The organism is Candidatus Pseudomonas auctus, assembly GCF_048654275.1.
GTDB classification, from domain to species: domain Bacteria; phylum Pseudomonadota; class Gammaproteobacteria; order Pseudomonadales; family Pseudomonadaceae; genus Aquipseudomonas; species Aquipseudomonas pharyngis.
The window spans coordinates 526,925-545,591 of sequence record NZ_JBJYZK010000001.1 but is presented as its reverse complement, the minus strand read 5'-3'; the positions used below and the strand labels follow the sequence as shown (position 1 = coordinate 545,591).

The following is an 18,667-nucleotide window of genomic DNA, read 5'->3' as shown; positions in this document are numbered from 1 at the left end:
TGGCTGATTTAGAATAAAAAAGCCCGCCTTGTGCGGGCTTTTTCATGGGCATTGGATTCAGGCCATTTTCTTTCCCGGACGATGATCGACGAAGAACGGTTTGCCTTTGGCGACCCGGTCCGAGGCCCGAGGCATGTTGACTGCCTGAGTGTCCTGCGGCTCGACATACCAGTAGCAATGGCTGACTGCACGGGTGATACCGACGTAGGCCAGGCGCAGGATTTCGTCTTTTTGCGCGCTGTCGTACGGCTCGCTGTCGCCGGCCTTGCCCAGTCCGGCCATGCGATACACCTGATTCTTGTACGGCGAACTGGTCAAGTGCTGGCAATCGCCCAACAGAAAAACCGCGTCGGCCTGCAGACCTTTGGCGCTGTGATAGGTCAGTTGTTTCAGGCGCCGGGAGTCGTACGGCAAGCTCGAATCAACATTAACTACTAACTGAATATGCTGTTCTATCAGTAACTTATCGCTGCTTTTTCGATAGAGCATCAGGATTGAATCGCCGTTTCGATAGTGTTCCGCCAGGCGCTCGCCGAGCGCCTGATCGTCGCGCTCCAGCACATTGACTGGCTGCAACGGCCTCTCCTCGCCGCTGGCCTTGGCCTTCTTGCCCGGGATCGCCGGCGCTGCCCGAACGATGTGTTCTGCCGCGTCGATGATGTGCTGATGGCTGCGATAGTTCTCGCTGAGCATCACCCGCGTCGTGCTCGGCGACGGGAATTCCTTGTTGAACTCTATGAAGTAACTCGGCGAGCTGCCGCGCCAACCGTAGATCGATTGCCAGTCATCGCCCACGCAAAGCAGCGACGATCGCTGCGCACCTCGTCCGACGTGCATGGCCGGGCCGCGACTGCGTATTTCCGAGAGGCTGGCGCGGATCCACGAGACGATCTGCGGTGAAACGTCCTGAAACTCATCGATCATCAGGTGCGACATTGGCCGCAGCAGTTCATCGCTGAGCAATTTGAAGTTTTCCGGTGAGTGCTCGCTGAACAGGGCAAACATCCGGTTGTAGGTCATGACCGGCGGCTTTTGATCCAGCAAGTGATCTTCCAGCGCTCGCCAGAACAGGCTTAAAGCTTCGAAGAAAAACCGGTCCGGATCGTCCTTGGCGAAATTCATGCGGCCAACGGCGTCCGGAACATCCAGGCCCAGGTTCTCGATGAAGCCTGCGGCAGCGACAAAACAATCGAGCAACGGCGCGGATGCCAGCTCGCCTTTGACCTTGTAATCGAAGCCCGGGCCGGCGCTGGCATCGCCCGCCAGCGTGGCCAATACACGTCTGGATGATTCGTAACTATCAAGCCATATCAACGGCTTACGGCAGAAAGCTTGAAACAGGGTGCGTTTGACTGCCCACTCTGCACGCACCGTCAGTTTGGCGTTGGGACGGCAGACCTGCGAGTTTTCCCGAGGATCGAAACCCAACACGACCCAGGCATCCAGGCTCGGAATGTAACCATGGCAATGGAACGATGCGCCGTTGATTTCGAATGTCTGGCGGCTCGGTTCGATGCCCTTGATCGGCCAGGCGCCCGCGCGCAGCCACATGTCTTCGATCATGTCGCACAGCTCTTCATCGCGACGGGCCGCCAGTTCTGTCACAGCGACGCGTTTTTGCACGTCCGGGTGATCGCGTTCCAGCTCTTTAAGCTGCAAGGCGTGCAGGGACAGCGGCTGGATCAGTTGCGCAAAGCGCGGATCTTCTTTGTAGAGACGGTGGTAACAGGCGTTGAGCTGCTGACGCTGCGCGTCGTTGATGCGCAGATCGAACGGATTGCTGTCGACGTCTTCATCTGCACCCGGCGCGCGGTGGCTGAGGTTTTCGAATGCCTGCAAGCGCTCGAATCCGGGCAGGCTGCGGACCATCGGCAAGATCCGCGAGTGGAAAGTGCGCACCAGATCCTTCGCAGCTTTCTGACTGAGTGCCCGGTCCCATAACGCAAACAGTTCGATCAGTTTGCTGATGAAATCCTTGCGCGACTCGCGGGTGAAGGTCACCACGGTCATCGAATCGAGCTCGAAGCCCAGGTAGTGAGTCAGCAGCAGGATCCGCAACACCAGCGTGGTCGACTTGCCGGCTCCGGCCCCGGCAATCACTGATGTTGACGGCGTATCGCTGAAAATCATCTTCCATTGCGCCGCGCTCGGCTGGGCGTGCGCAGGCAGCAGACGCGCGACGTCGGCTTTCATGCGCTTCTTCAGTTCTGCGCTGAGCGGCAGGCGCCAGTCGTCGAACAGGTGATTGTCGATGCCCGGCGGGCGATGCTCGGTATTGCGGCTGTCGCGGATCAACAAGACCTGGCGCCCCTCTTCCAGCCCGTCAGCCTTGCCTTCCTTGTACCCGTAATCCACGCCGGCGGTATGTCCGCTGCGAAAGCCGTCAGCCTGGCCGTGCAGCCACGAGGCACGGTGTTGGGCGCGTAGTTGCGTCAGACCGTGGCCAAGGAAACGCGCCGCCAGGCGTTTGAACCAGGGCATCTCGGCCAAGGGACGAAGTTCGGGAGGAAGATCGGGGGTGTGTTGCGCCACGCTGACGGACTCCGGATGTGAGGCTGTTGAAGACTATGGTGTCTGCATTTGCTTTTTTGTTCTAGCGAAATGCTTACAGGTCATTGGCTTAGCTGATCAATTGAAGGTGAGATGAGACGGTTTCGAGCTTTTTAAATATCAATTTGTTCGATTGGAATGCCGCACTTTTTACGCTTTTTCTCGATGATTGACTGATAGATGATGGCTGCCATCAATCACCGGTCTCGCTTCGTGGCTCAGGCATCACGCCCCATGACGAACCTTTTGAGGAGACGATCATGCTTGAACTCAGACCTTTCAGCTCGCTGGGCGGCGCCCATCACGGCTGGTTGGATGCCCATCACCATTTTTCGTTCGCCGAGTACTACGATCCACAACGCATGAGCTGGGGCAACCTGCGTGTATGGAACGACGACATCATTGCCGCCGGCACAGGCTTCCCTACTCACCCGCACCGCGACATGGAAATCATCACTTACGTGCGTGAAGGTGCGATCACCCACCAGGACAACCTGGGCAACAAGGGCCGCACCGAGGCTGGCGACGTGCAAGTGATGAGCGCCGGCACCGGGATCGCCCACAGCGAATACAATCTGGAAGCCACGGACACCAAGATCTTCCAGATCTGGATTCTGCCGACCGAAACCGGCGCACCACCGTCATGGGGCGCCAAACCGTTCCCGAAAGGCGACCGCGAAGGTTTCGTAACCCTCGCCAGCGGCAAGACTGGCGACGATCAGAGCCTGCGCATCCGCGCCGACGCACGCCTGGTGGCGGCCAATATCAAGGCCGGGGAAACTGCTGAATATCGCCTCGATGCAGGACGTCGCGCGTATCTGGTTCCGGCGACGGGCGTCATTGAAGTCAACGGCTTGCGCGCACAAGCTCGAGACGGTGTGGCGGTGGCTGATGAACAAGTGCTGACCGTCACGGCGCTGGAAGACAGCGAGATCGTGTTGGTGGATCTGGCCTGAACGGCGAATCGCGGGCACAAAAAAGGGCGACCTCAGGGTCGCCCTTTTCCGTTATCTGGATTTACTGGGTGCTGATCGCACCGTCTACCAGAGTTTGCGCTTCAGCCACCAACTGCTTGAGGTGGTCGTCGCCGATGAAGCTTTCGGCGTAGATCTTGTAGATATCTTCAGTGCCCGACGGACGTGCGGCAAACCAGCCGTTTTCGGTCATCACTTTCAGGCCTCCGATGGCCTGATCGTTACCCGGAGCCTTGCTGAGAATGCTCTGGATCTTCTCGCCCGCCAGTTCGGTCGAGGTGACCTGCTCCGGCGACAGTTTGCTCAGCAGCGCTTTCTGTTCCGGATTGGCCTTGGCATCGACTCGCACCGAGAACGGTTCGCCCAGCTCGTCGGTCAGCGCACGGTAGGCCTGGCTTGGGTCGCGGCTGGTACGGGCGGTCATTTCAGCAGCCAACAGGGCTGGAATCAGACCGTCCTTGTCGGTGCTCCAGACACCGCCGTCCTTGCGCAGGAACGAGGCGCCAGCGCTTTCTTCGCCGCCAAACCCCAGCGAACCGTCGAACAGACCGTCAGCGAACCATTTGAAACCGACCGGCACTTCGTACAGGCGACGGCCCAGACGCTTGGTCACGCGATCGATCAGGCCGCTGCTGACCACGGTTTTACCCACGGCCGCGTCGGCACGCCATTGCGGACGGTTCTGGAACAGGTAGTCAATCGACACCGCCAGGTAGTTGTTCGGTGCCAGCAGGCCGCCGGACGGAGTGACAATGCCGTGACGGTCGTGATCCGGGTCGCAGGCGAAGGCCACGTCAAAGCGCTCTTTCAGACCGATCAGACCTTGCATGGCATGGCTGGACGATGGGTCCATGCGGATTTGCCCGTCCCAGTCGACGGTCATGAAACGGAACGTCGAATCGACTTCCTTGTTCACCACATCCAGGTCCAGACGATAGTGCTCGGCAATCGCCGACCAGTAGCGCACCCCTGCTCCGCCCAGCGGATCGACGCCCAAGCGCAGTTTGGCGCCGCGAATGGCATCAAAGTCGATGACGTTGATCAGATCGGCCACGTAGGTGTTCACGTAGTCGTGGCGATGGGTGGTGCTGGCTTTGAGCGCCTGCTCGTAGCTGATGCGTTTGACGCCTGCCAGTTTATTGGCCAGCAGTTCGTTGGCCTTGGCTTCGATCCACTTGGTGATGTGGGTATCGGCCGGGCCGCCGTTGGTTGGGTTGTACTTGTAGCCACCGCTTTGAGGCGGATTGTGCGACGGGGTGATGACGATGCCGTCGGCCAGGCCGGTGGTGCGACCACGGTTGTAGCAAAGAATGGCGTGAGAAACCGCCGGGGTCGGCGTGTATTCATCACCTTCGGCGATCATTACGGTCACGCCGTTTGCCGCCAGTACTTCCAGGGCGCTCGCCCCGGCCGGGGTCGACAGCGCATGCGTGTCGATGCCGACGAACAGCGGCCCGGTGATGCCCTGGGCTTCGCGATACAGGCAGATCGCCTGGCTGATGGCCAGAACGTGCCACTCGTTGAAACTCAAATCAAAGGAACTGCCCCGGTGCCCGGAGGTGCCGAACGCCACGCGCTGGGTGGAAACCGAGGCGTCGGGTTGACCGGTGTAATACGCCGTAACCAGTCGCGGGATGTCGACCAACAGTTCTGCCGGTGCCGGTTTGCCCGCAAAAGGACTGAGTGTCATGCAAAACCTCTGAAATAGAGTGGTTCAAGAAATTACAAGGGAGTTTACTGGCAGTTTGTCCGGAGTGCGATGGGGTCTATTGCACACAGGCCGGGTGTTTTCGAACATCCGCCCGCGGAGCCAGTCGTAACGCATCCCCAAGCAATCCGACAAGTCTTAACAACTCGAGTTCGGCGCTGCCGGTCACACTCAGACGCAGGTTCTGCGCGTGCAGCCCCTGGAGGCTGAACAGCTCTCCGGGTGCAATCAGCACGTGTTGTTTAAGTAACCGCTGAAACACGGCATCCATGGTGATCGGGCGCGCAGAATGCAGCCAGATCGTTGCACCGCCCCGGGGTTCGATGATCTGCACAACGTCGCCGAGGCGTTCATGTATCAGCTCGATCCATCGCGTCCGACGCTCCCTGAGTATGCGCTTGAGCACCGGCAAGTGCTGGTCGACCCGCCCGCTTCCATAGAGTCGGGCGATGGCCTTCTGCCGGATCGGTGAAAGGCGAAACGAACGCAACAGGAAGTGACGCTGCAAATCGGCGCGCCATTGTCGCGACAGGACAAACCCATAGGGGGCTTCAACCCCGATGATTTTTTCGAACATGGAAAAGATCAACAGCCGGTCGGGATCCACCAGCTCGCGCAGTGGCTCACCGTCATCGTCGTCCAGCAACTCGCCATGACAATCGTTCTCCAAAACCCAGGTGCCATGATTCGCGAGAAGTTGTGCGACGGCCTGGCGACTGTCCGGAGGGTGACGGCTGCCGTGGGGCATGTTCAGTTTCGAGGACAACAGGATCAGCCGCACCCGCTCGGTTTCGAGCAGCCTCTGCAGTGTCTGCAGATCGAGCGCCCCGTCTGGCTGAATCGGCAGTTCAATGACCCGGACTTCGGCAGACTCAAGCAAGCGCAGGATCATCCAGTCACACGGCGACTCGACGACTACGGTTGAGTGGCGCAGCCCGAGAACTGCGATCAGGATTTCCAGCACCCCTCTCAGATCGGCACCGATATAGACATCTTCGGCGTGCCAGCAATGTGTCGCCGACGAGGTGTAGCGGGCCGCCAGCAACGTGCGCAGCTCCAATTCGCCGCAAGGCTGGGCGGGCGTCTGCAAGTGCTGGGGATACTGACGCAGCAGCTCTCGCTCGAGCGTCAGCAAGGGACGATCCAGGGGCTGAACCAACGCCGGCTCATCGGCACTCAGTACCTGCATGCCAGCGCATCTGGCATTGACGTAGACCGTTTCCAGCAAATCACTGCCGCGTCCTGGCGGCATGACCGTCGATGTCGCCTGTGCAAAGTATCCGGACTTGGCCACGGAGTAGACCCGGCCTTCTCTCTCCAGCAGCGCGTAGGCGTACTGAACGGTCGAGATCGATACGTTCAACCGTTCGGCCAATTGCCTCAACGATGGCAATCGAATGGCTCCCTGATTGCCCGGTTCGCTGATCAGTTGGGTCAGGTAGCGGTAGACCGCCTGATAGGCAAAATCGGAGGTTTGCGACTCATTCATGAGCCGGTGCCCGTAGATACTTCCCCGTGGCCGGGCAGCAAGATCACATTCAACCTTCCGCCGAACGATCACTCGCTGTGACCTCGTGCTCGGGCAATTCCTGCGTTTTGGCGAAAGGCTCACCCATCCGGATTGCATCCATTGCATATAACCGACAGATCAGTCGCAGGGGTAAACCGCTGACATCGGTCATCCATTGCAGAACCTGCTCTGGCGCGTGCAGGCCCTGCATGGCACGGTGCAGATCGGGCATGGCGACCAGCATGCCCGGATGGCAAGTGCGCAAGAATCGTTCAAGGCCGGCGCCGGCATCGATAAAGGGCGCGAACAACAGACAAACCACCTGCGCCTCGTTGAGGCCGAAATTCTTTTGCAGCGCCGCCGCAGCCAGCGACCGCTGGCCGTCCAGATCGGAGAGATTGCCGAACCGGGATATGAAGCGTTCGCAAACCTGTTCAGGCGTGTTCCGGCGGCGCATCATCGCCAGGCATTGCTGCAGATAGTCCGATACACCGGCCTCGTAACTGCGGCCTTCCAAGTAACTGGCTTGCAGCCCCTTCAGGTAGGCACCGAGCAAGGGGTCGTTACATTCACCGGCACGCGCTTCAAACATCAGTTCATCGGCTTGGAACCCAAGAAAATCGCTGAGCAAAGGCCAGCGCTCCTCCATCTTGCCGACCACCATATCGTCGATGCCGATATAGCTGGTGCGGCGACAGGCCTCGAACTCACCCAGCGGCCGCCATGGCACCCGGTCTTCCTCGGAATAGAGCTCGCGATAACAATCGCCACCGATGCTGTCGAGCAATCCGAACAGTTCATCGAACCCCACTCCCCTTCGCACCAGCTCGCCAATGCCGGCCTTGCGCACCGCCCGGTCGAGACCGTCGATAAACTGCTCCTGACGACGCGCGTTGTCGCTGCTGATCAAGGCGTCGACACCGTTGTTCCAGCGGGCAACCTGGCCATAGAACTCGGCAGTGGTCAGATACAGGTCGTCCCACAGTGTCAGCTCCTCATCCCGTCCACGACGATGACCCACCATCAGCAGATTGAGTCTGCCGGCCTCTCGCCCCTCATCGCTGACAGGCGCCAGATGGTTGAAAGGCAGGATCTCGCGATGATCCACCATCAGAAGCTCGACCCTTGGGTCGTCATGCAGGAACAGAGCACTGAAGCTGCGATGCATGTTGTGCAGTGCGGAATCCGGTACGCCATTGCAACGCACGGTGGCGACCCGCAACTGAAATGTGGCGGGCGCACGGCCGGCGATGCTCAACTGGGCGGCGCGTAACAGGGCCAGGCTGTAACAGCAATCACGGGTACCGGATTGAGTCACCAATACCTTGAATTCACCGATGCGCTCCATCCCCCCCCGCAGCAACCGCCAGGCGCTGGATCAACAGCTGCAATGCCGTGCGTTCGGCACGTGAAAAGAAACTCAGCAGGCGTTGCAATACTTGCTGGTAGACATAATTCATTGCCTGATCATGGATCGTGCTCATCAGTACTTCACCCGGTATCAAAGGTTTATATCGCGCGGCCACGAATGGCGAACGCACAATCATTCTTCATTAATTAATAGACGCTGAAATGCTAACACTTAAGTTTTCGTAGTTATTTGAAACAGTTGAGCGCGCGGCGTCTCGGATTTGCGAGCAGCATGACCGAAAGCCCCGTCGTAGCTGGGCTCTTCGAGAAAGTGAGTTTTCCTAGGAAACTTCTTACAAGCCCCTGCGCACGATGAGCACAAGAAAAAAAGAAGGGATTACATAGCGCCCCTACAAACATTAAACAAAAGTTTGAGGCGCGATGATAAACAGCTGATTGATATTGCACGGAGCAAATAGAATGCACAGACATAGCTCATTCCTTGAGATGAAAGTAGTCATTCAATTATCAGGGTCTTAAGGGCAATTAGAAGATACAGATCGAGAGCAAAAACCAGTTCAGTTGCTGAACAGCCCCAGGCGTCTGGCCCAGGGTTTCTCGATGTCTGAAGGAAAAAACGCACAAGAGTCCGTGGGGCCACGGACTCTAATTGGAAGGTCAGGCAGTTTCGATTTGCAGGGCAACCCGCTCGCGGCATGGGCACTCGTCCATGTAGCGGTGAGCTTCGACAAACTCGTTGAACGGAAACACCCGGGTCTTGAGCGGAAGCAGCACACGGTCGGCGGTGAGCTGGTTGATATCACGCAAGGCACGTTGCAAGGCGACGTGGTCCTGGATGATGCCCAGCTCTGGCTTGCCGGTGAAGTTGCCGATGCAGTGCACGAAGAACTGAATGTTCTTCTGGAACGCCGCACAGGCCGGGAACGGCGTCTGGTTGCCGCCCTGCAAGCCGTACAGCACCAGGCTTCCTCGGGGCGCCAGCACATCACCGAGCAGCGACATCTGTGGCCCGCCGAGTCCGTCGAACACCACGTCGACACCCCGGTTGTCGGTGATCTTGTTGATTCGCATCAACAGATCTTCTTCTTCCGTGACGATCACTTTCTCGGCACCGAGCGACAGCAGGTACTCGCGCTCTTCCGCCGTTTTGGTAGCGGCAATCACCCGCACACCCAGCGCCTTGCCCAACTGGACGAAGGACGGCCCGGCACAGTGACTGGCGTCGGTCACCAGGGCGAACTGTCCGGGTTTGACCCGTGCCAGATCGACGTAACCGAAATAGGCGATCAACAGCGGCGTGTAATGCACGCTGGCTTCAATCGGGCTGAGCACGTCCGGATAACGGGTCAGCGCGGTGCGCGGCAGAACGATCAGTTCGCCGTAGACCGGATAATCATTGGGGCTCTCGGCCGGGAAGCTGGCCACCTTGTCGCCCACGGCCAGATCTTCGACGCCGTCGCCGATGGCCGTGACCACGCCAGCCATTTCATGACCCAGGCCTGAAGGCAGACGCGCCTGGGACGACGCCAGATTCTGGCGCCACAGCGTGTCATACCAGCTGATGCCGATTGCCTCGACACGCACCTGCACTTCGCCAGGACCTGGCTGAGCAGCCGCATGCTCTTCGCATTTGAGCACCTCGGCCGGACCAAACTTGTGAAAACGGATCGTGCGGGACATCGCAAACCTCGTCAAAGTAACCTCTAATGCCCTGAACTCTATCTGGGCTTTCCAGCCAAGACTATCAGTGGCTATTAATAGTCGACATGCCTGTCATTGATTCCGCAGCATGGCCAGCATTGAAAAAATCCATGAAAAATCTGCTGCCGCCTTCTCAGTAAAGCTGAATTACCCGGTGCAGAGTACCAGCCTTTCCCCGTAAGATTCATGCCGGCCATTGTTCTCATATGGTCGCTCTCGTCAAGCTTGATGACTCTGCCAGGACTCCAGATGAATCGTAATGACCTGCGTCGTGTCGACCTCAACCTGTTGATCGTGTTCGAAACGCTGATGCATGAGCGCAGCGTGACCCGTGCGGCGGAAAAGCTGTTCCTCGGACAGCCGGCGATCAGCGCGGCGCTATCGCGCCTGCGCGGCCTGTTCGACGATCCTTTGTTCGTGCGCACCGGACGCAGCATGGAACCTTCCGCCCGCGCGGTGGAAATCTTCGCCCTGCTCTCCCCGGCCCTGGACTCGATTTCCACCGCCGTCAGCCGTGCAGCGGAATTCGACCCGGCCACCAGCACTTCGGTATTCCGCATCGGCCTGTCGGACGACGTGGAATTCGCATTGCTGCCGATGCTGCTCAAGCGCCTGCGCGCCGAGGCGCCCGGCATCGTGCTGGTGGTGCGTCGCGTCAACTACATCCTGATGCCCGGCCTGCTCGCCTCCGGCGAAATCTCAATCGGCGTCAGCTACACCACCGACCTGCCGGCCAACGCCAAACGCAAGGTTCTGCGCCGCAGCGCTCCCAAGTTGCTGCGCGCCGATACCGTGCCGGGGCCGCTGAGCCTGGACGATTACTGCGCCCGCCCGCATGCGCTGGTGTCGTTTGCCGGCGACCTCAGTGGTTTCGTCGATGAAGAGCTGGAAAAACTCGGGCGTAAACGGCATGTGGTACTAGCCGTGCCGCAGTTCAACGGATTGGGTACGCTGCTGGCGGGCACCGACATCGTCGCGACCGTCCCCGATTACACAGCGGAAGCACTGACGGCGGCTGGTGGTCTTCGCGCGGAAGATCCACCGTTGCCGACGCGCACGTTTGAACTGCACATGGCCTGGCGTGGGTCGCAGGACAACGATCCGGGTGAGCGCTGGTTACGGTCGCGGATTCAGATGTTTTTTGGCGACCCTGACAGTCTCTAGGTTTCGCCGGGCGGGCTGTTCATCTGATCATTTCTCGCTTTTCCTAGGCCATGTAGATCCGTTCACTTCCAGTGGATTGCTACATTGGGGACACATCTGAGGGCATGCATTGGATGGTGCGAAAAGGATGCCCCACTATCTGGAATAACTGCACATGTCGGTCTTGCGTATAGCTGGTGTATTTGGATGCATTTGGGTAGGTTCGGTGTTGGCCGCGGAACCGACCGCAAAAGTCGTGCGGATTGCACAACTCGTGATAGACCCTGCTCAATTGGCGGCTTACCAAACGGCGGTCAAGGAGGAAATGGCTGACTCTGTTCGCCTTGAGCCAGGCGTGCTCGCGATTTATTCGGTGGCGGAAAAGGACCACCCGAACCGCCTTCACTTCTTCGAAATCTATGCAAACGAAGCCGCCTACAAAAGCCACATCGCCTCTGCCCATTTTCAGAAATACGTGAATACGACAAAGTCGATGATCGTTTCCAGAACGCTTATAGAAACCGACCCGGTGCAACTCAGCGCTCAGCAAGGTCAATGATTGGGCAATTATTTGCTCGGATTGTGCAATCAAGCCCGAAGGCACAGCTCTATAGTCAGCCGTTATTGAGAGCAAATTGCTGCTCACACATTCCGGAGAGCTATCATGAGCGTCCTCACCATCAATGGCCGTGAATACACGGTTGACGTAGATCCCAGCACCCCCATTCTCTGGACCCTGCGTGACACCCTGGGGATGACCGGCACTAAGTTTGGCTGCGGCGCGGCGCTGTGCGGCGCCTGCACTGTTCACCTGGATGGTCAGGCCATTCGATCATGTGTGACGCCAATAGCCGCGGCCGAAGGTCGCAAGATCACCACCATCGAAGCCGCGACAAATGGCAGCGACCCGATCGGTACTGCCGTGCATGAGGCTTGGGTCAAGCATGACGTGGCGCAATGTGGCTACTGCCAGAGCGGTCAAATCATGAGCGCGACGGCTTTTCTAAAGGCCCAACCCAAAGGCAAGCAACCCACCGCTGCCGAGATCGATTCAGCCATGGCGGGCAATATTTGCCGCTGCGGTACCTACGCCCGTATTCGCGCGGCGGTGGCGGACGCCGCCAAAGTCCTTGCCTGACCGGAGCTCACCATGCTGAACGACATCTTTACTACAGAGCTCCCCCGTGCCCTGCAACATCTGCTCGAACGCGATCAAGCCCGCGGCTCCTTCACACTCCCACGCCGCGACTTCCTCAAGATCGTCGGCATTGGCGGGCTGGCTCTGGGTGCATTTCCTCACCTGGCGCTGGCGCAGGAGGCCACCGGCGGTGACGTTGCGCCGCTCAAACCGAGTCAGCAGCCCTCTGCATTCGTGCAGATCGCGTCCAACGGAGAAGTCACGGTGACGATCAACCGGCTGGAGTTCGGTCAGGGTGTTCAGACCGGACTGCCGATGATTCTCGCTGAGGAGCTCGATGCCGACTGGAGCCTTGTGCGCAGCCGCAACGGCAGTAACAACAATGCCTACCAGGACCCGCTCTTCGGCATACACCTTACTGGCGGCTCCAATTCGATCAAGAACAGCTTTACACAGTACCGCGAGCTGGGTGCCCGCGCTCGGGCCATGCTGCTCTCGGCAGCGGCAGCGCGTTGGAACGTGGACGTGGCGAGCCTGACCACGAAAGCGGGCATGGTGTTCGGCCCTGCCGGCCATAAAGCGAGCTATGGGGAACTTGCAGAGGCTGCGATGGCGTTGCCCGTGCCCGACAAGGTCACGCTCAAGGATCCCGGGGATTTCCGCATCATTGGCCAGGCCACTACGCGCATCGATGCCAAGGCCAAGAGCAGTGGGCAGCAGGATTTCGGCATAGATATGCACTTGCCCGGACAGCTCACTGCCGTCGTTGCCCGCCCACCGGTGTTCGGTGCAAAAATCGCGTCCCTGGATGACAGCGCAGCCCGTGCCATTAAAGGCGTAAAAGCGGTATTGCGCGTGCCGCTGGACCGCGGCGCCGAAGGTGTTGCGGTGGTTGCGGACGGGTATTGGCAGGCAAAGCTGGCTCGTGATGCGCTGAAGGTGGAATGGAACTCGACCACCGTAGAAAAAGTGGACAGCGAAAAACAATTGGCTCAGTACCGGGAACTGGTTCGCCAGCCCGGCCCACGCCAATTTGATGCCGACATGACGCCACTTGCTTCGGCGCCGCATCAATTGGATGCAGAGTTCGTATTCCCCTACCTCGCCCACGCCCCCATGGAGCCGTTGAACTGCACCGTCCAGATTTCTGAGGGGCGCGCACAGCTATGGGTTGGCACTCAGTTCCCTGGCGGCGACAGTACAGCTGCCGCAAAGGTGCTGAATCTTAAGCCAGAACAAATACAGATCAACGTGCAAACGGCTGGCGGTGGCTTTGGCCGGCGCGGCGTGCCGAGCAGTGATTTCATTGTGCTGGCTTGCGAGGTGGCCAAAGCTGCGCGTGTCGCCGGACTGACCGTTCCTGTCCGCACCCTCTGGAGCCGTGAAGACGACATCAAAGGTGGCTACTACCGCCCCGTGTATCTGCACCAGGCGCGCATCGGTTTTGACGACAGCGGTAAGGTGTTGGCTTGGGATCACGCCCTGATCGGGCAATCCATCCTCGTTGGTACCGTGTTCGGCGGGCAAGTGAAGAACGGTATCGATCCCACCGCGACAGAGGGGATGCGCGACCCTTATCCGGTGCCGATGCGCCTGACGGTTCATCATCCGGAACTGAACGTACCCGTGTTGTGGTGGCGCAGCGTGGGGTCGACCCATACGGCCTTTGTGATGGAGACGCTGATCGACGAGATCGCCCGAAAAACTAAGCAGGATCCAGTAGATTACAGGATGAAGCTATTTGCCGACCAAAGTCCGCGCCATCGGGCCGCACTGCAACTGGCGGTGGACAAAAGCGAATATGGCAAACGCCAGCTGCCTGCCGGCCGTGCCTGGGGGGTGGCCGTACACGAATCGTTCAGTTCGGTAGTCGCTTATGTCGTCGAAGCCTCAGTGCAAGACGGCCGCCCGGTGCTGCACCATGTGACTGCTGGCGTCCACTGCAATTTGGTCGTCAACCCACGCAGCGTTGAAGCCCAGGTGCAAGGCGCTGCGCTTATGGGGTTGTCGATGTGCCTGCCGGGCGGTGCCATCACCCTGAAAGAAGGCGTAGTGCAACAAAGCAACTTTGCTGACTTCAGCGTCCCGCGCATCACCGACATGCCCGAGTTCGCGGTTCATGTAGTGCCAAGCGCAGAGCCCCCCACCGGGATGGGTGAGCCCGGCCTGCCAGCGCTGGCTCCCGCTTTTGCAAACGCCATAGCCAGTTTGACGGGTAAGCCAATACGTCAGTTGCCCTTCAAACTCGCATAAATCGACGAAGCAAGTGCCTGGCTATGATGGTGTGCTGTTACACCATGATCGCCAGGCGCTGACTACCCGCAATCAGCGTTAAATCTCGCCAGGAAATCAATGTGGCTATTTTTTGATTGGAAACACTGGGCCGTCATTTTGGTCGTGGTGGTCTTGGTCTTCGGCGCTAAAAAACTGAAAACCCTGGGCACGGATATGGGGGAGACAATCAAAGGCTTTCGCAAAGCCATGAGCGAGGACGAAAACAAACCTGACGAGCAGGCTTCTACCGTGCAAGCGACCGTCAATACTATCCACCGGTTCGAGGCGGGAAAGGCCGAGAAAAATTAGCGGTCACGCACCTGCCGGTGGTCTCATATGGGAGAGCCGGGCAGGACAACACAAAGGTCTCTGTTGCAGGCTCATCCCACAACCAACCATTAACGTCACATGCGAATCCGTTTGATATCGCGCTGAGGTGGCTCACCAAACAAACGACTGTATTCGCGGCTGAACTGCGATGAGCTTTCATACCCCACTAGCCCGCCCGCACTGCTTGCATCGATATTCTGGCTGAGCATCAACTGTCGAGCTGCCTGTAGCCGCAACTGCTTCTGATATTGCAGCGGGCTCATCCCGGTCACGGCCCGAAAGTGTTGGCGAAACGTGGAAGGGCTCATATGCGCTTGTACCGCTAGATCATCCATGCGCAACGCCTGACGAAAATTAACTTTGAGCCAGGCTAATGTCTTGGCAATTTGCTGGCTGGGTGAACCGGCGGCAATGACATGCAGCAACTGCGGCCCATGGGTTCCGTTTAACAGCCGGGCAATGATCTCTTCCTTGATCAGCGGCGCGAGGGTCTCAATCCAGTGGGGTTCTTTGAGCAGGTCCACCAAGCGCCTCAGCGCATCCAGCACCCCCACATCCAAAGGCTGTACGGTCACGGGACGAAACGCGTCATCTCGCATACGTTGCGACAACCGCATGCGCTCGGCGACCTGCGTCACGGTGGTACTGTCGAGAGCCAGCATCATGCCGAGGAATGGCTTGAGCGCGCTGGCTTGAGTGACATGGGAAGTGACCGGGAGATCGACACTGGTCACCATCGACTCGCCGGGCGTATAGGGGAGCACCTCACTGCCGACGATCACCTGCTTGCCGCCTTGCAAGGTCACGCCAATTCCCAGGCCGTAGATACAGTGCATGGGCGCCGTAACGGCTTTACGCCGATGCAGGCTCAGACCGGGAATGTCGGTAATGCGGTCACCATCGCCAGGAACCAACTGACTGACCGATTTAGCGAGACGCGTGATATCAGTCATGATTTGGTCGTTAGACACATCGCTATTCACATTCAACTCCAAAAAAACCAGACTTAGAGATGGGCACGGTTCAAGCCATTACTCATCCTCACGTCGACAAGTGCTGCGCTTGCATCTGCGCGACGACATTGAAGGAGCTGAAGAGCAGCGCTTTAGCCGACGGTTGGCCCGCCATGTGAAACAGATCGAGCTCCAGGCGCTGCGCCCTCTCCAGCGCTTGCTCCGCGTGTTCCCTGGAGGACCAGAGAAGCTGCATGAGCGCGTGATCGCCTTCGTCACTCACTTGCACGCACGCTCTGATGAACCCTGGACATGAGCAGGTAAAGCGTTCAATACGGTTCATCAACGACGCCACCAGTTCCGGCATGTGGATAGGGTCGACGGTAAACTCAACGAAGTGACTGAACCCGCAGTTTCGTCTTGACCAGGTCATGAAGGCTCTCCAAAAAAGTTATCGTACGGCCGACGTGCACTTCCAGTTTTCATGCCCATGTGAACAAGCGGTTGAATACGCCGCGCGGGGCCTGCAATGTCCGGATCGAGCACTGCCTGGAATGACCAGCGAGGATTTGCCGGCAAGGTTCGAGCGAAACCAACCAGGTCCAGGCGTCCTTTAATATGCAGGGAGCCAGAAGAGAGGCCATTTGAGGTCCTTCATCGTTGATCAGCATGACCTCAGTATGCTGCGCCAACGAACCTCGCTTCTTGCCCGATCAAGGCGATTGATTGCCTGATTCAACGCTTATCAAGCAACATCAACCCCGCAGGCCTAGTTATTTCAATATACTTCAGAAATGAAAGCTGCCCGAATCAATCAGAACGCCTGACACCTACAGCGCATGAAAAATGTAGTCAGTGGGCAGTTGGTCATCAAACGCCAAGCCCACCTGGTGAAGCTGCTCGCGCAACGCCGGAGCATCGACGCGGACTTTCCAGTTGGAACGAGCATGCCCCACTTTTCCAGTATCGTAGCGGGCAATCGCCTCGGCGAGCTTCAGGCGATCTGGCAAGTACACCGCCAGCGCATTTCCTTTCCATGCAGCCACGTTCAGCCCCAAGGTTTCACAAAGCGCAATTTTTGCCTGCGCATCCTCTCTGTCAGCCTGGCGGGAGCGTTCAATCTGATCAGCAAGAACCGGATCAACGATTCGATCTGTAAACAACACTTCACCCTCCTCCCAGACTTCGGGCGGGCAAATCTTGTGTTCCGGATCAAGCGCAATGAACGGATTGATCTCCGCCGGATATATACGACACACCAGCGGCCGCTCTTCATAGATGCCGCAACGACCGTCATCGCCGAGGCTTGGGCATTGCACCAGCGCATTACCCGCAAACACTGCAATGGCCCGCACATGAGAATTACCGCAAGGCACCTCGACTGCGCGTCCTGCGGCGTGGGCAAACTGTTGCGGCCCAGCAGTCCAGAAGGACTGTTCAAATGCCTCCAGTATGATCGCGACCTCATGACCTCTTTCCAGCCACTGCCTTGTCTCGTTCAAAGTCAGTGGAACCAACCGCCCCTTGCAGCAGATCCCGCAGCCATTGCACGCAAACCGGATGCTGTTGTTTTGCATATCCCTACTCGCCTGTAAGTTCGACTTTCCACAGAAACACCCGCCACCTGCCCACAGCACAGGCAGGTCTTGAGGCACCTTGGGAGTATGTGAAATGCAGCGCGGTTGCGTTTGCTCGATCGAGTGGCATCTTTGCTCGATTCAAGCGATCTCAAATGCGGGAGATTGAGGAGCGGCGGGAGCTACTCGTCGAGTGGTCTGGGCCTCCCCACTGATATTGATGTGGCTGAGGCACGCTGACCGAGGTTCGCAGTTGCGCACCACGGCCAAATCTACGTTACGGTGTGCCCTGGAGTTTGAACCAGCCCGTGGTGGCCTCGATTACACTCCACAGTTTTGGCGGAATTGCGATCTGCGAAACACGTGCCGGGTTAAGCGCCGTTTGAATCTGATCGTCGTGGCCTTTTTCTGCCAGTTCCACCCAGTCAGGATTTATGACAAGGCCCTGTCCAACCGCGACGAGCGACAGGCCGAGCTCAAGCGCTTCCTCGGCTTGGCGGGGCGTCTTGATCTGCCCGGCGGCAATCACCGGGATGCGTCCGTCGACATGATCCAGTATCACCTTCGCCGTGGTCTGATCACCCTGTCCGTCGACAGGTACCGTTTCCAGCACGCTTCCCAGGGAGACGTGGAGATAGTCGATACCGCTTTCGATCAGTCCATCGACAAGCACGCAGGTGTCGTCGATGCGCAATCCATTTTCGCCAGATTCATCTGGCGAAATGCGATAGCCGAACAGGAACGGTCGATCAGCGTGTGCCTTGATGACTCGATGAACCTCATGCACAACCGCCAATGGAAAACGCAGACGGTTCTCGAGTGAGCCGCCCCACTCGTCATCGCGCTGGTTGAACTTCGGAGAGAAAAAATTCTGGATCAGAAATCCATGGGCGCCATGCAGTTCTATACCATCAAATCCTGCCTCGATGGCACGACGCGTCGCCTCACCAAACGCCAGGATAACGTCGTGAATTTCTTCCCGGGTCATTGCGCGCGGGGTAGCGGGAACGCTGAACGGTCCTGCGTCAATACTCACTGCACTGGCGCTGACAACGTCCGGCACCAACTCCATAACGGCCTTGTTACCCGCGTGGAACAACTGCAGCACTGCCGTTGCACCACCGCTCTTCGCGGCCTTTGCCAATCGCTTGAGACTGGGAACGAATGTATCGTCGAACGCTGCAAATTCGTCAGTGAATCCAATACCGTTGGCGAGTACGTGCGTGCAACCGGTGATCACCAGACCAACACCGTTTACCCGACGCTGGTAGTAAGCAATTTCCTCGTCGGAAACAGTACCGTCCGTGTTGCCGGCCCACGTTGTCATGGGGGCCATCGCCACGCGATTGCGCAACTTGATTCCGTTGTCGAACACAAACGGCTCGAACACCTTACGCGTAACCTGATTCATTTGAGTACCTGATAAAAAACGGGGTGA

Annotated in this window: 14 protein-coding genes and 1 pseudogene; 6 read left to right on the top strand and 9 right to left on the bottom strand. The window is 58.3% G+C overall.

Features of this window, described 5'->3' with window-relative positions; genetic code table 11:
* Positions 1–57: 57 nt before the first annotated feature.
* Complete coding sequence (locus ACKUG4_RS02475; RefSeq protein ID WP_445433336.1) at positions 58–2,532, bottom strand: UvrD-helicase domain-containing protein; 2,475 nt, start codon at positions 2,530–2,532, stop codon at positions 58–60.
* Positions 2,533–2,810: 278 nt separating this feature from the next.
* Here ACKUG4_RS02475 and ACKUG4_RS02470 point away from each other — a divergent pair, with 278 nt between their 5' ends.
* Positions 2,811–3,506 carry a pirin family protein gene (locus ACKUG4_RS02470; protein WP_064381673.1) on the top strand — a complete coding sequence of 232 codons (696 nt, stop codon included), beginning with the start codon at positions 2,811–2,813 and terminating at the stop codon, positions 3,504–3,506.
* Positions 3,507–3,567: 61 nt separating this feature from the next.
* Here ACKUG4_RS02470 and pgm read toward each other — a convergent pair whose 3' ends face one another.
* The 4 genes and pseudogenes from pgm to ACKUG4_RS02450 form a co-directional block, all read right to left on the bottom strand.
* Complete coding sequence (gene pgm / locus ACKUG4_RS02465) at positions 3,568–5,214, bottom strand: phosphoglucomutase (alpha-D-glucose-1,6-bisphosphate-dependent) (protein WP_445433335.1); 1,647 nt, start codon at positions 5,212–5,214, stop codon at positions 3,568–3,570.
* A 76-nt stretch (positions 5,215–5,290) separates the two neighbouring features.
* Positions 5,291–6,721 carry an aminotransferase-like domain-containing protein gene (locus ACKUG4_RS02460; RefSeq protein WP_085610258.1) on the bottom strand — a complete coding sequence of 477 codons (1,431 nt, stop codon included), beginning with the start codon at positions 6,719–6,721 and terminating at the stop codon, positions 5,291–5,293.
* A gap of 49 nt (positions 6,722–6,770) precedes the next feature.
* Positions 6,771–8,226: pseudogene (locus ACKUG4_RS02455) on the bottom strand (hypothetical protein).
* A 544-nt stretch (positions 8,227–8,770) separates the two neighbouring features.
* Positions 8,771–9,793, bottom strand: coding sequence for a zinc-dependent alcohol dehydrogenase family protein (locus tag ACKUG4_RS02450; RefSeq protein WP_064381679.1), 1,023 nt, complete (start codon positions 9,791–9,793; stop codon positions 8,771–8,773).
* A gap of 270 nt (positions 9,794–10,063) precedes the next feature.
* On the opposite strand from ACKUG4_RS02450, the gene ACKUG4_RS02445 reads away from it, so the two are divergent.
* The 5 genes from ACKUG4_RS02445 to tatA all read left to right on the top strand — a co-directional run bounded on the left by ACKUG4_RS02445 (position 10,064) and on the right by tatA (position 14,678).
* On the top strand, positions 10,064–10,978 hold the full coding sequence (locus tag ACKUG4_RS02445) for a LysR family transcriptional regulator (protein ID WP_039768298.1): 915 nt from the start codon (positions 10,064–10,066) through the stop codon (positions 10,976–10,978).
* Positions 10,979–11,132: 154 nt separating this feature from the next.
* Positions 11,133–11,516, top strand: a complete 384-nt coding sequence (locus ACKUG4_RS02440) for a putative quinol monooxygenase (RefSeq protein ID WP_064596500.1) — start codon at positions 11,133–11,135, stop codon at positions 11,514–11,516.
* Between the two features lie 105 nt (positions 11,517–11,621).
* Positions 11,622–12,095: a (2Fe-2S)-binding protein gene (locus ACKUG4_RS02435; protein ID WP_445433334.1), complete on the top strand. Its 474-nt coding sequence runs from the start codon at positions 11,622–11,624 to the stop codon at positions 12,093–12,095.
* Between the two features lie 12 nt (positions 12,096–12,107).
* On the top strand, positions 12,108–14,348 hold the full coding sequence (locus tag ACKUG4_RS02430; protein ID WP_445433333.1) for a xanthine dehydrogenase family protein molybdopterin-binding subunit: 2,241 nt from the start codon (positions 12,108–12,110) through the stop codon (positions 14,346–14,348).
* 99 nt (positions 14,349–14,447) lie between these two features.
* On the top strand, positions 14,448–14,678 hold the full coding sequence (gene tatA / locus ACKUG4_RS02425; protein ID WP_445433332.1) for a twin-arginine translocase TatA/TatE family subunit: 231 nt from the start codon (positions 14,448–14,450) through the stop codon (positions 14,676–14,678).
* Positions 14,679–14,773: 95 nt separating this feature from the next.
* On the opposite strand, the gene ACKUG4_RS02420 is transcribed toward tatA, so the two are convergent.
* The 4 genes from ACKUG4_RS02420 to ACKUG4_RS02405 all read right to left on the bottom strand — a co-directional run bounded on the left by ACKUG4_RS02420 (position 14,774) and on the right by ACKUG4_RS02405 (position 18,640).
* On the bottom strand, positions 14,774–15,652 hold the full coding sequence (locus ACKUG4_RS02420; RefSeq protein WP_064600813.1) for an AraC family transcriptional regulator: 879 nt from the start codon (positions 15,650–15,652) through the stop codon (positions 14,774–14,776).
* An 88-nt stretch (positions 15,653–15,740) separates the two neighbouring features.
* Positions 15,741–16,085 (bottom strand): antibiotic biosynthesis monooxygenase, encoded by a 345-nt coding sequence (locus tag ACKUG4_RS02415; protein WP_445433331.1) that lies wholly within the window; start codon positions 16,083–16,085, stop codon positions 15,741–15,743.
* Positions 16,086–16,482: 397 nt separating this feature from the next.
* Positions 16,483–17,229 (bottom strand): YkgJ family cysteine cluster protein, encoded by a 747-nt coding sequence (locus ACKUG4_RS02410; protein WP_445433330.1) that lies wholly within the window; start codon positions 17,227–17,229, stop codon positions 16,483–16,485.
* Between the two features lie 277 nt (positions 17,230–17,506).
* The gene (locus ACKUG4_RS02405) at positions 17,507–18,640 is read right to left on the bottom strand and encodes an NADH-dependent flavin oxidoreductase (RefSeq protein WP_445433329.1); all 1,134 of its coding nucleotides are present in this window, start codon (positions 18,638–18,640) and stop codon (positions 17,507–17,509) included.
* Positions 18,641–18,667: the final 27 nt, after the last annotated feature.